Genomic DNA, 12,611 nt, shown 5'->3' on the forward strand with positions numbered 1-12,611 from the left:
GATTAAGACTCCCATTGTGATTGAATTACTTCTGCTTGATCGTGATAGATATTTGAAGCGATGTTTGCTAATAATCTCGACGTTCGATTATCAATATCAAATCGTGGTGATAATTCAGCTATACTGATGCTTGAGCTTTTATTTGAGTTTGTAACGAGCTGCAAAATTGTTTGTACGATTTGAGGTTGTAACCCCATAATACAAGGTGCACTAACAGCAGGTGCATAACTAACATCTATTGAATCTGTACATAATGTTATAAGAATCTCGTCATATCCTTCAATAAATGAGTTAATAGAAGTTATCGTTTCTATAGATAAATGACTACGTAGTTCATCTTCACGTATGTATTGAACGCCATACTCATCGGCTCTTTCAAACAGAGCTTTCGTATTTCCGTTTTTTTGTATACCTAACACAAAATAACCAACTTGATCATCTTGGTCTAAAATTTGTTTGAACATCGTTCCAGAAGAAGGTTGTTCATCATAATCTCTCATATCAAAATGAGCATCTATATTTATAATTCCGATTTTTTTATTTCTATTAGCTCTTCTTACACCAAGGTAATGGCCGTATAGCACTTCATGACCGCCACCAACAATGATTGTAAAATGGTTATATAATAAAATTTTTGAAATTTTATATCCGAGTTCTTCTTGAGCTTCTTCCATTTTAGTTTTGTTGCAAATGACATTACCATAATCGGTTAAATGTAAATATTCATTATGAATCGGTAAAGGACTCAATGACTTTCTAAAATGTTTCGGACCATCTACAGCTCCCGTTCTACCGTTGTTTCTAGATACACCTTCATCACATTCAAAGCCTATAAGCGCCATGTTTATTTGGTGTTCAAATTCTTTCTTAGGCTGAATATCTTGTTTTTCGATATTAATCGATTCAACAATTTGATGGAACCTAAATGCAGATCTTAAAGACGTGCTATCAGTTCTTCCAGTCCACTCATCCTTTTTAACATCTTTGTACATAACAAATACCTCCTACATGTTACAATAGTTTTTACTAATATAAGTTTATCATGTATGATATTCATATGTTTTAATAAATGCTTAATTATTTTATAAGAAAGAAGTGTCTTTAAATGAATAGAAAGAAAGATAAAGCAAAAAGGCCGAGGAGTGATTCTATGAAATGGATATATGGTCTCTTAACAGTTTGCTTATTATTTCTAGTAGCATGTGACAATCAATCTTCTAAGAATAATGAACCGAATAATGGTGGAAAGTCATCTGAAACAAAAACGACAGAAGAAAATACAACGGAAGTTAGAACGAAAGAAAAAAGTAGTGAAAATACAACTGAAGAAAAAAATACAACTGAAAATAAACAAAGTGTTGATCATACAGAACAACAATCTACAGAAGAAATTCCAGTAGAAGAAAATGTTAATGGCGTAAAGCCGAGCAAACATACTGAAACCGAAGAATTTGATACTGAAACATATAATACTGCAAGAAATTGTTTGTTAAACCAAGGTAATTCTCAAGCAGAATGTGATGAAGTAGAAAGCACTTTAGAGTTTACGCGAGCTTGGCAAAATTTAAGTCACGATGGTTATTTATGTAAAGATGACGGTTGTACGTTACCTAAAGATAATCAACAACAAAATCAAGATAGTAATCAACAGTCAGATCAAAATTCAAACTATCAAACAAATGAGTCTAATACTGTCGATGATCATAAACAACAAAATCCATCAAATGATAGCAATCAACATTATGATGAAACAAATAACAACGAGCAAAACCAACAGCAGCAACATAGAACAAGTGAATCAACTCATGAAAATAACAGCAATCAAGAGAATATAAATAAAGAAGCAAGTTAAAGAAAAAGGGTAGAACCTTATTCCTTTTCTCAAAATGAATCACCCAATCCGAAAATGAAACTAACGGATTGGGTGATTTTTATGTTTGTGATTATGTAAAGTGCATGCTTGCCTGGGTTATGGCTCGAGTCTGTAGTTTCTCACGTCTAAGATTGTCATCCAACTTATTCAAATAGAACGTTGAACACATAGACTGAATTGTGGCTTAACAAAAAAGACTGCCAACTAGTTCACTTTTAGTGACTTTGTAGACAGTCTTGTTTGTTGTGAAATAAGGGGGTTATTTCAACAATGGTATAGGGTTATGTTTAATATGACTTACACTTACAGTTTAACAGGGTATATATACAAATCAACACTTATGTGATTCTTTTCACAAATTTGTCATTTGAAATATCATTTTGTGATATATATCACTCATAAGTCACAAAGTGTTCGTATACTTGTTCGGTATTTTGTGATAAAATAAATAAAAACGATTTTGAAAAGAGGATCATTTAATATGACAGGAAAAACACATCTAGCTTGCGGTATATTCATCGGGTCATCATTAAGTATATATTATGGAGAAGATGTATTTACTTCTTTTACTATAATTAGTTTATGTGGTGTATCAAGTTTAGTACCAGATATTTGCCACTTCAAAAGTAATCTCGGGAAGAAATTATTCCCAATTAGTTTTATTATAAGACTGATTTTTGGACATCGAACGTTTACACATTCCTTATTATTTTTATTTTTAATCTATTGGGGATTGAATTCGATATCTGCACCAGAACCATATTTAGTTTCTATTTTATTAGGCATGTTATCTCATATCGTTTTGGATATGTTAACGCCTAGAGGTGTTAAATTGTTCTATCCATTAGATGTATCTGTAAAGTTGCCTATTGTATTTAAAACAGGTGGAGCAGTGGACTTAAGTCTGTCTTCAGCTTTTTCGATTGTTACGATTATATTATGGTGGAAAGACATTTATCGTTTATTTATATAAAAAAAGCTACATACACGAACTGTGTATGTAGCTTTAATACTTATTATGTTATTTTCCGAATTTACCTTTTAAATCTTCGCCTTTATCTTTAGCGAAATCTTTACCTTTTTCAGTATACTCGTCTTTATTTTCGTTTACGTGGTCCTTACCTTTATCAACTGCTTTGTCTTTCGCGTCGTTGAACTTATCTCCTAAACTCATAATAAAATCCTCCTTGGCCTATTATAATAGGAATATTTTGTGTTTGAATCAACACATTACTATATTTACCCACATAATTTAAAAATAATCATTTTATTTATAATTATTTTGTGATATTTTTAGACAAATCATTCTAAAGTCGTATAATGATAATGAGTCAAATATTCGGAGGTATTATAATGCTAGATGAAACGATGTTAAAAAGACATGGGAAAGACCACTTTTTAGAGTATAGTAAAGTGATGAGTCGTAGTGAAAAAGAACAATTAGTATCAGATGTTAACAGATTAGATTTAGATGAAATTGAAGCTTTATATAAAGATGTTTATGAAAATAGAAAACCAATTGAAATAGCAGATGATATAGAACAAGTTGCTTTTGATGTTAAAAGTCAGTTTACTCAAGACGAGTTGAAATCATATAGATCTCTAGGTCTTAAAGCTATTAAAGATGGGAAGTTTGCTGTCTTATTAATGGCTGGTGGACAAGGTACAAGATTAGGACACAAAGGTCCAAAAGGTACTTTTTCTTTTAATGATAAAAGTTTATTTGAAAGACAAGCGGAACAACTTCGTGATTTAGTGAATGAAGTTGGCACGCCGATTCATTGGTATATTATGACAAGTGACGTTAACCATAAAGATACACTATCATTTTTCTTAGAACATAATTATTTCGATTATGACAAGAATTATATTCACTTTTTTAAGCAAGATCATATTGTATCTTTAACTACTGAAGGTAAGTTGATTTTAGATACTGATAAGCGTATTATGCGTACACCTAACGGCAACGGTGGTGTGTTTAAATCATTAGATAAAACAAATTCATTATCAGAAATGAAAGATAATGGTGTTGAGTATTTATTCTTGAATAATATTGATAATGCTTTAGTTAAAGTGTTAGACCCAGAATTTGTCGGTTACACTGTTGAACAGAATAGTGATGTTACGACTAAATCAATTAAAGCTTATGATGATGAAAAAGTAGGTCGTCTAGTATCTTTAGAAGGAAAAAAACGTGTGCTCGAGTACTCTGAATTATCACCTGAAGATGTCAATAAACTTGATAATGCTAATATAGGCATTCATGTGTTTAAACTTGATTTTCTAATAGAGGCAGCGTCTAAACCGTTACCTTATCATTTAGCTATTAAAAAACTTAAGCAATTAGATGAAGATTTCAGCGTAGTTGAAGTTGAGTCATTAAAGTTTGAGTTATTCTACTTTGATATTTTTAAATATGCAAATACATTTGCTACACTACAAGTAGATAGAAATAAAGAATTCAGTCCTTTAAAGAATAAAGAAGGACAAGATAGTATAGAAACAGCTCAAAAAGATTTAGAAAATAATCAACTTTTATAAAAGAGGTATTTGAATGGAACAAATAAATAATGAGACGTCTCAACAAAGAAAAAATGGGAAAGTTAAAGAAGCATTTAAAGATATCATGCCTCTTTCTTTTGGAGAAGAAGTAGGGAATGCTGTTTCGCATGGTATTCCAGCATTTTTACTTTTATTCTTTTTACCATATGCAGCAGTAGAAAGTTATAATAGTGATGGCGCACTTAAATCAACAAGTGTATCAATTTATATTATTAGCATTATGCTTATGTTTTTATCATCAGCAGTTTATCATTCAATGTCTTCATCTTCACCTCAAAAATATATTATGAGAATTATTGATCATAGTATGATTTATATAGCTATTTGCGGAACTTATACACCAATTGCTTTAGCATTAGTAGGCGGATGGCTAGGTTGGTTTATTATGGCTGTACAATGGGGTATTACCATTTGGGGCATTGTTTATAAATCTACAGCTAAAAATGTAAATCATAAATTGAGTTTGGCCATGTATTTAATAATGGGTTGGATGGGTGTGCTCATGTTACCAGCAATTATTAACAAAACTTCATTAATATTTATGTTATTCATACTATTTGGTGGCCTTAGTTATACAATAGGTGCTTGGTTCTATGCTCAAAAAGATAAAAAGTACTTCCATATGATTTGGCACTTCTTCATTCTTATTGCTTCAATATTTCATTTTCTAGCAATTATGTACTATATGTAGGAGGTAAAAATGAACTATCGTTTGTATTACACCGTGCTTACTATTATTGTTTTAATTCAAGGTTATTTCTTTTATTACTTTGTATTTACTGATGGCAAACAAGCTGGGTTACAGTTTATGGGGTTCATTTCTCTGATATTCGGTTTAATATTAGTCTATATCATCATAATGTTAGTTAAACATCAACGAAGAAATAATAGCCAAAAGTTCAATGAACATATTAATAAAGGCGAAAAAAGACGATTAAAATAGCGCGAATAAGAACGATCAACTAAGAAAAAATTCATTAGTTGATCGTTCTTTTGTTAGATTTTTATAAAACGGGTAAATAAATAGTATTAAGAAAGTTATCGATATGAATAGGGGGATATAATCATGTCAGATGAAAAAAAGTTTGAAGCATTCCACCGTGAGCAGTTAAATAAGAACGAAGAGATACAAAGTGAGACAGTTAAAGATAGAAGTGGTCACAAAATAGACCAGGCCGATGATAATTTCTTAGATATGAGTCAAAGTGAAATTAAAGGTAAAAATCAAATTGAAAAGAAATTATTAGAGCAATTAGATGAACTTGTGCAGCAAGGTGCTACATTAGAAAGACAAGAAGAAGTTACAGAATTGCATAGAGAATGGCTTACTTATAGTTGGCCGAATTATACAGAAGATAAACATTTAGAAATCATAAATATGTATGAAGCGGATGAAAGGTATCGTGATTATTTTGGTGAAGATAGAACACAAGAATTAATTACGGCAGTCAAACACGTATTGCTTTAAGTTAATTGTATAAGACATCGATTTTATCGGTGTCTTTTTCGCTTTTAAATATGTAAAATTAACATAAGTCATTTTTAAAGAGGAGATGGGTCTGATGAAGAAGTTATTTAAGAATGGAACAGTATACACAATGAATCATTCTGAAGATACATATGCAGGTGTTATAGTTGATAATGGAATTATAGAAGCAGTTTTATCTCAAGAGGATCTGAAGGGGATTAATCAAAATGATTTTGAAGTAATCGATTTAAACGGGGGTACAATGTTACCAGGATTTGTTGAAACGCATATTCATGTTATGGGCACAGGTGTATGGTTATCTTCTGTTATTTTAAACGGTGAAACAAATATAGAGAACGTTAAAGAAAAAATTAAGCAAAAAGCTAAAACGCTCGAAGCAGGTGAGTGGTTAGTAGCTGAAGGATATGATGAAAACTTATTAAATGGTATTCGGTTAGATAAAAGCGATTTAGACGAGCTATGTAAAGATCATCCAGTGATTATTAAACGAGTTTGTCGACATGCAGCAATCGTTAATTCGAAAGCGCTCGAAGTGATAAACATGCAAGATGACGTAGAAAATCCTGATGGTGGATCGTATGAAAAGCGTGATGGTCAATTAACAGGGTGGGTTTACGATACTGCTATGGAACCATTTGAAGAATTGGCTTCCAATGAAGATGAGCAATCACTCACTAAACATTTAGAACGTGCTATTGATTATTTATATCAATTTGGTATAACTGGATCGCATACAGAAGACTTAGGTTATTACGAAGATTATAAAGATGTATTGAATGCTTATAAAACGGTTGTTGGAGATAAGAACAATCAAAGACCGTTTAGAGTACGATTGTTACGTCATTTTAGTGTTTATGAACAAATGATGGATGAACAAGCTACCTTTGTTGATGGCTGGTTAGAACCTGATGCTATGAAATTCTATGCCGATGGTGCTTTTGGCGGTAGCACAGCCTTAATGAAAGAACCGTATTCAAACGATCCAACAGGAGAAAATTATGGATTGGCAATATATACACAAGAAGCGTTAAATGAAAAAGTTAAACTAGCTAGAAAATATGATGGTGCTATAGCCGTTCATATGATTGGTGATAAAGCTTGTGAAATGGTATTAGATGCTATTGAAAAATACCCAGCACCTAAAGGTTTAAGAGATAGATTAATTCATATTAGTACTTTGAATGAAACATTATTAAATCGTGTTTCTAAATTACCTGTAATATGCGATGTGCAACCTCAATTTATCACGAGTGATTTTCCATGGGTTCAAGAGAAAGTTGGAAATGAAAGAGCTAGATATTTATATCCATTTAAATCAATGTTAGACTTAGGTATTATTATCGGTGGTGGATCAGATGCACCAATAGAAACACCTAATCCTATGCTTGGTGTTCATGCAGCTGTTAACAGACAATCTTATGGTGAAGACGGCGCATATTTTATTGAGGAAGCATTATCTATATTTGATGCAATCAGTTTATATACAACGCAAGCAAGTGAGATTGCACAAACAACTGATCGAACTGGAAAAATAAAATCTGGATATGAAGCGGATTTTACAGTGTTAGATAAAGATCCATTTAAGACTAATCCAAAAGAGTTGGCGAATATTCAAGCAACTAAAACGATTGTTAATGGAAAAATTGTATATGAAAGAGTGTAAATTATGAGTAAGAATAAAGGGATTGTGTTGGCGCTCGTACTTATAATGTTTATGAGTGCTATTGAAACTTCTATCGTGTCATTAGCAACACCAACAATGCAAAGAGATTTTAATATTGATACAGAAGTCGCGCTAATCTTTACTGTTTATTTAGTTGCTGTCGTATTTATGACACCAATTGTTGGTGAATTAGTAAAACGTATAAATATTAAATTGGTCGTGTTATTTGGTATATCAGTTTTTATAATTGGTAGTGTATTTTGTGGATTGAGTGAGATGACCAACAGTTTCCCATTGCTTGTCATCTCAAGAATTGTGCAAGGTCTTGGTGCAGGTGTCATGATGACTTTAGGACAAGTTATACCAAAGCTAGCATTTCCTATACCTCAAAGGTATAAAGTAATGGGGATAGTTGGAAGTGTTTGGGGAATATCTAGTATTGTAGGTCCACTACTAGGCGGTGCAATATTAGAATCTTTAAATTGGAGCTTTCTATTCTATATAAATGTTCCGATAGCTTTAATATCAATGTGGCTTGTCATTAAATATTTTAATTTTGAACAAGAAACAGTTGAGAAAACGAAATTAGATTATAAAGGATTATTAATATTTTATGGTGTAGTAGCCAGTTTCTTATTAATAGTAGCTGAGCACATACCTTTTATAGTAAGAATGATTTGTTTCATCATATTAATTGCACTTGTTTTCAGTTTATATAAAGTAGAAACAAGTATCAAAAATCCATTCGTTCCGATTGAAGCATTCAACAGGAAAATAATCTTAGTACTATTTACAGACTTAATATATTCTACGATGTTGATGGGGTATACTATTTTTATGCCGATATATTTGCAGAATGAACAAGGCTTTTCACCTTTACAAAGTGGGTTAACGATATTCCCTATGTCAGTAGGTTGGCTATTTATTACATTCATATTAGGTAGATTAGATAAATTAAAACTAAAATTTATTTATATGCTTGCATTCTTAGCGATGTTTGTAGGCAGCTTCGCAATGTTAACTGGCGTAGAATGGATTGTAATTATCCCATTCGCAGTATTTGTCATGGGTATATCTTTCGGAACAGTATATACAAAAGACGTAGTGGTCGTTCAAGAAGAAGCACCATCACAACAACTAGGATCAATGATGTCGATTTACACACTATTTAAAACAATTGGAAGCACAACGGGATCGTTAATTGTAGCTTCAATATATGTATTAGATCTTTCTTTTTTAAATTATGGTATTCAAAACATTATGCTTTATATGATGCTCGTTGCTGTAACATTAACGATTGCATGGTCAATCATTTTTAAAGAAACAAAAAGTATTTAACGAAGAAAACTCATCTAAAGGGAGTAACAATGTATGAAAAGGAAAAATAAGCGCTTTGATGTTTTTCAATTATTGTCCATATTGATTATTATAAGTATTTTCACATTGTCTGGTGCAGTTTTCATTGTGTTACTTTCATTTGGTATGTTCGGTTTAAGTAGAATTTTAATTTATTATGGTTTGGCTGAATTTAATTACAACAAAAGTATGATTGATAACTTGTTCTATTACGGTAGTTATATACTGTTTGGTTATTTTACTTTAGTGGCTATTGAATTTTTATTAGACAGATTTAAAAATAAATTAAATGATAATCCGTATTTTAAAGGTATGACCTTTCATTTATTAACCATTACTGTTAGCACATTTATGTTTTATTTCACAGTCCATATTTATTATTCACAAATCAAAATTGAGTTTTGGGTAATTTTAATTATTATTACGATTCTCTATATATGTACTGAGATATTCTATCCAGATAGCAAAAATTTAAATAGATGAAACATTTATTTTGATTTCCGAAATAAAATAGTGCATAATAGCAAAGGTATATTTGGAAGGAGTTGAAACCATGAATGTTCAGGACATTTCAAAAGGTAAAAGAAATCTAGTTGTAGCTGTGATGTTAGTGAGTGCCTTTGTTGCGATTTTAAACCAAACTTTATTAAATACAGCGATACCTGAAATCATGGTACATTTAAAAATTGATGCTAACCAAGGACAATGGTTAATGACAGGATTTATGTTAGTTAATGGTGTTATGATACCAGCCACTGCCTTTCTAATGGATAAATTTAATACAAGACCACTTTATTTAATGGCGATGATATCATTTACTATAGGTACTTTGGTAGCAGCACTTTCGCCTAATTTTAGTATATTAATGTTAGCAAGAGTACTACAAGCTATGGGCGCAGGTGTTATGATGCCTCTTATGCAATTTGTACTCTTTAATTTATTCCCAAAAGAAAAACGTGGTTTTGCGATGGGTATGGCAGGTTTAGTTATTTCATTTGCACCTGCATTAGGTCCAACATTATCAGGGTATTTAGTTGATAATTTTAGTTGGAGAAGCCCATTCTACTCAATTATTCCGTTTTCAGTTGTAGCATTAGCTTTTGGTGCGAAATACTTAACAAACATTTCTAAACCAAAAGATGTACATTTAGATGTACCATCTATTATTTTATCAACAATAGGATTTGGGTCGTTATTATACGGTTTCAGTAGTGCCGGTTCGCTAGGATTTTCGTCACCTATCGTTATAGCTTCACTCATTATCGGTATTGTTACGTTAGTAGTATTCGTATTAAGACAGTTAAAACTAGAGACACCATTGTTAAATGTAAGAGTATTCAAATATAAAACATTTGCGTTAACAACGGTTATTGGTGTCTTCTCAATGGTATCTTTAATTGGTCCATCATTATTGATGCCAATGTATATGCAAGATGCAAGAGGTTATACAGCGCTAATATCAGGATTGCTACTATTACCGGGTGCGATTATAACAGGTGTAATGTCGCTCGTAACAGGTCGATTATTCGATAAATATGGTGCGAAATGGCTAGCGATTATAGGTTTCTCAATTATAACAGTCACAACATTGATGCTCGCATTCTTGAGCTCAGACACATCATTAGTATATTTAATTGTTGTTTATACAATTAGAATGTTCGGTGTTTCAATGATTATGATGCCAGTAAATACAGCTGGTTTAAATGCGATACCGAATGAGGTCTTATCGCATGGGACAGCAATGATGAATACATTAAGAACAATTGCTGGTTCAATCGGTACAGGAATATTAGTAACAATTATGTCAATTGGTGCTAAAAACTTTAATCCGTCCCAAGAGCAATTAGAAACAGCTAGTGCTGGCGATAAAGCACAAATATTGCAATCACAAGCAATGATACACGGTATAAACATCGCATTCTTAGTATTAACAATCATTGTATTCTTTGGTGTGGTACTTTCATTCTTTATTAAAACAGAAAATAAACATCACAATACTAGAATACCTAATCATTCAAAATAAGATTTCAAAAACCACCTCGTTAAATAGGTGGTTTCAGACTGTCGACAAAGTCACTTAAAGTGAACTTGTTGGCAGTTTTTTTATTTTAAAATCTTACGATTTTGAAAGTGCATGCTTGCCTGGGGTATGGCTCGAGCCTGTAGTCTCTCACGCATACTATTCCCCCGGGCGTCAGCACTTTGCAAAATCGTAAAGGACAAATTATAAAGATTGTTTGCTATTTATCATGTGGACCTTCACTTGATAAATTCAAAATAAAATTTAACATAGAATCAACTCCTAAATAAAATTTCATCTACTCTATAATATGATTTTTTAATATTTGGCATTTTTTAGCGCTGACTCCTGCGGGAACAGCATGATTCGAAGACTACAGGCTGAGAACATGCCCGCGGAAAGCATGCGCATAAAAAAATGCCGGAAAAGTTTAAGACTTTGTCGACACACTGAAACCACCTTGTTAAACAGGTGGTTTTTTTTGAACATTAAACTACCTATTATCATAATTTTTTTGTTACACTAATGATAAAGATGGATAGATAAACATTTAAGAAGGGGAGTCATAGCTTTGTTATCTGTAGAACAGGTTAAAGAACTTGTGGGAGCATTACACGATCCGATTGTAGATGTACCACTTAAAGAAACAGGCGGTATTATTGAGGTAAGCATTAAAGAAGAGAAAGAACATATTAGTGTGAAGATTGCCATTGCTAAATTAGGCGGTCAACCTCAATTAGATTTACAAATGGAGATTGTTGATTTATTAAAAGAAAATGGTGCTAAGACGGTTGGAATTAGATTTGATGAATTGTCAGAAGAAGCACTTGATAAATTTAAAGCAGTTATGGAAGAACAAACTATAGAAGGATTACTATCTAAAGATAATCCTGTTGAATTTATAGCTATTGCTTCAGGTAAAGGCGGTGTTGGTAAATCAACAGTCGCAGTCAATTTAGCAGTATCTCTAGCAAGACAAGGGAAAAAGGTTGGACTTGTTGATGCTGATATTTATGGTTTTAGTGTGCCAGATATGATGGGTATCCAAGAAAAGCCTGAAGTAGAAGGTGAACAAATTATACCTGTTGAACGCGAAGGCGTTAAAGTTATTTCAATGGCTTTCTTTGTAGAAGAGAATGCACCAGTTATATGGAGAGGTCCTATGCTAGGTAAAATGATCACAAGTTTCTTTACAGAGGTTAAATGGGGAGAATTAGATTATCTTATACTTGATTTACCTCCGGGTACAGGTGACGTAGCACTTGATGTACATACAATGTTACCTTCTAGTAAAGAGATTATTGTTACGACGCCACATCCAACTGCAGCATTTGTAGCAGCACGAGCAGGTGCAATGGCTAAACATACAGATCATTCTATCATTGGTGTTATTGAAAATATGTCTTATTTCCAAAGTAAAGAAACAGGTAATAAAGAGTATGTGTTTGGTAAAGGCGGAGGCGCGAAGCTAGCGCAAGAACTTCAAACAACATTATTAGGAGAACTTCCTTTAAGTCAACCAGAGTGGGATGAAAACAATTTTTCTCCTTCTATATATAAAGAGAATGAAGATTTAGGTAAAGTATATAGTCAAATTGCTAAAAATATAATCAATATAACAATGGAAGAGTAGTGCGGAGGTAAGCTA

13 protein-coding genes are annotated in these 12,611 nt (G+C 32.2%); 11 read left to right on the forward strand and 2 right to left on the reverse strand.

Going from position 1 to position 12,611, the window contains the following annotated elements; translation table 11 throughout:
• Positions 1–2: 2 nt before the first annotated feature.
• The gene (gene hutG, locus PYW35_RS02075; protein ID WP_016913195.1) at positions 3–992 is read right to left on the reverse strand and encodes a formimidoylglutamase; all 990 of its coding nucleotides are present in this window, start codon (positions 990–992) and stop codon (positions 3–5) included.
• Positions 993–1,150: 158 nt separating this feature from the next.
• Here hutG and PYW35_RS02080 point away from each other — a divergent pair, with 158 nt between their 5' ends.
• A complete protein-coding gene (locus PYW35_RS02080) occupies positions 1,151–1,852 on the forward strand; it encodes a hypothetical protein (protein WP_103323004.1) in 702 nt (233 codons plus the stop codon).
• 502 nt (positions 1,853–2,354) lie between these two features.
• The gene (locus PYW35_RS02085; RefSeq protein WP_016912641.1) at positions 2,355–2,846 is read left to right on the forward strand and encodes a metal-dependent hydrolase; all 492 of its coding nucleotides are present in this window, start codon (positions 2,355–2,357) and stop codon (positions 2,844–2,846) included.
• A 48-nt stretch (positions 2,847–2,894) separates the two neighbouring features.
• Here PYW35_RS02085 and PYW35_RS02090 read toward each other — a convergent pair whose 3' ends face one another.
• The gene (locus PYW35_RS02090) at positions 2,895–3,047 is read right to left on the reverse strand and encodes a hypothetical protein (RefSeq protein WP_016912642.1); all 153 of its coding nucleotides are present in this window, start codon (positions 3,045–3,047) and stop codon (positions 2,895–2,897) included.
• A 179-nt stretch (positions 3,048–3,226) separates the two neighbouring features.
• Between PYW35_RS02090 and PYW35_RS02095 the strand changes: the two genes are divergently transcribed.
• From PYW35_RS02095 to PYW35_RS02135, 9 genes are all read left to right on the forward strand, one after another.
• Positions 3,227–4,414, forward strand: a complete 1,188-nt coding sequence (locus PYW35_RS02095; protein ID WP_103323005.1) for a UTP--glucose-1-phosphate uridylyltransferase — start codon at positions 3,227–3,229, stop codon at positions 4,412–4,414.
• A gap of 13 nt (positions 4,415–4,427) precedes the next feature.
• Complete coding sequence (gene trhA / locus PYW35_RS02100) at positions 4,428–5,126, forward strand: PAQR family membrane homeostasis protein TrhA (protein WP_103323006.1); 699 nt, start codon at positions 4,428–4,430, stop codon at positions 5,124–5,126.
• Between the two features lie 9 nt (positions 5,127–5,135).
• The gene (locus PYW35_RS02105; protein ID WP_103323007.1) at positions 5,136–5,378 is read left to right on the forward strand and encodes a hypothetical protein; all 243 of its coding nucleotides are present in this window, start codon (positions 5,136–5,138) and stop codon (positions 5,376–5,378) included.
• A 123-nt stretch (positions 5,379–5,501) separates the two neighbouring features.
• On the forward strand, positions 5,502–5,903 hold the full coding sequence (locus PYW35_RS02110) for a TipAS antibiotic-recognition domain-containing protein (protein WP_016912646.1): 402 nt from the start codon (positions 5,502–5,504) through the stop codon (positions 5,901–5,903).
• Between the two features lie 94 nt (positions 5,904–5,997).
• The gene (locus tag PYW35_RS02115) at positions 5,998–7,587 is read left to right on the forward strand and encodes an amidohydrolase (RefSeq protein ID WP_103323008.1); all 1,590 of its coding nucleotides are present in this window, start codon (positions 5,998–6,000) and stop codon (positions 7,585–7,587) included.
• A gap of 3 nt (positions 7,588–7,590) precedes the next feature.
• Positions 7,591–8,925, forward strand: coding sequence for a multidrug efflux MFS transporter SdrM (gene sdrM / locus PYW35_RS02120; RefSeq protein ID WP_103323009.1), 1,335 nt, complete (start codon positions 7,591–7,593; stop codon positions 8,923–8,925).
• A gap of 33 nt (positions 8,926–8,958) precedes the next feature.
• A complete protein-coding gene (locus tag PYW35_RS02125) occupies positions 8,959–9,426 on the forward strand; it encodes a SepA family multidrug efflux transporter (protein WP_016912649.1) in 468 nt (155 codons plus the stop codon).
• A gap of 70 nt (positions 9,427–9,496) precedes the next feature.
• Entirely contained in the window at positions 9,497–10,966 is a 1,470-nt protein-coding gene (locus PYW35_RS02130; RefSeq protein WP_103323010.1) for an MDR family MFS transporter, read from the forward strand.
• 568 nt (positions 10,967–11,534) lie between these two features.
• On the forward strand, positions 11,535–12,596 hold the full coding sequence (locus PYW35_RS02135) for an Mrp/NBP35 family ATP-binding protein (RefSeq protein ID WP_016913233.1): 1,062 nt from the start codon (positions 11,535–11,537) through the stop codon (positions 12,594–12,596).
• The last annotated feature ends 15 nt before the right edge of the window (positions 12,597–12,611 follow it).

The organism is Mammaliicoccus vitulinus (assembly GCF_029024305.1).
GTDB lineage: Bacteria > Bacillota > Bacilli > Staphylococcales > Staphylococcaceae > Mammaliicoccus > Mammaliicoccus vitulinus.

Excerpts from the sequence above, each read along its gene's own strand:
- hutG (WP_016913195.1), bottom strand. The coding sequence starts at position 992 with ATGTACAAAGATGTTAAAAAGGATGAGTGGACTGGAAGAACTGATAGC.
- PYW35_RS02080 (WP_103323004.1), top strand. The coding sequence starts at position 1,151 with ATGAAATGGATATATGGTCTCTTAACAGTTTGCTTATTATTTCTAGTA.
- PYW35_RS02085 (WP_016912641.1), top strand. The coding sequence starts at position 2,355 with ATGACAGGAAAAACACATCTAGCTTGCGGTATATTCATCGGGTCATCA.
- PYW35_RS02090 (WP_016912642.1), bottom strand. The coding sequence starts at position 3,047 with ATGAGTTTAGGAGATAAGTTCAACGACGCGAAAGACAAAGCAGTTGAT.
- PYW35_RS02095 (WP_103323005.1), top strand. The coding sequence starts at position 3,227 with ATGCTAGATGAAACGATGTTAAAAAGACATGGGAAAGACCACTTTTTA.
- trhA (WP_103323006.1), top strand. The coding sequence starts at position 4,428 with ATGGAACAAATAAATAATGAGACGTCTCAACAAAGAAAAAATGGGAAA.
- PYW35_RS02105 (WP_103323007.1), top strand. The coding sequence starts at position 5,136 with ATGAACTATCGTTTGTATTACACCGTGCTTACTATTATTGTTTTAATT.
- PYW35_RS02110 (WP_016912646.1), top strand. The coding sequence starts at position 5,502 with ATGTCAGATGAAAAAAAGTTTGAAGCATTCCACCGTGAGCAGTTAAAT.
- PYW35_RS02115 (WP_103323008.1), top strand. The coding sequence starts at position 5,998 with ATGAAGAAGTTATTTAAGAATGGAACAGTATACACAATGAATCATTCT.
- sdrM (WP_103323009.1), top strand. The coding sequence starts at position 7,591 with ATGAGTAAGAATAAAGGGATTGTGTTGGCGCTCGTACTTATAATGTTT.
- PYW35_RS02125 (WP_016912649.1), top strand. The coding sequence starts at position 8,959 with ATGAAAAGGAAAAATAAGCGCTTTGATGTTTTTCAATTATTGTCCATA.
- PYW35_RS02130 (WP_103323010.1), top strand. The coding sequence starts at position 9,497 with ATGAATGTTCAGGACATTTCAAAAGGTAAAAGAAATCTAGTTGTAGCT.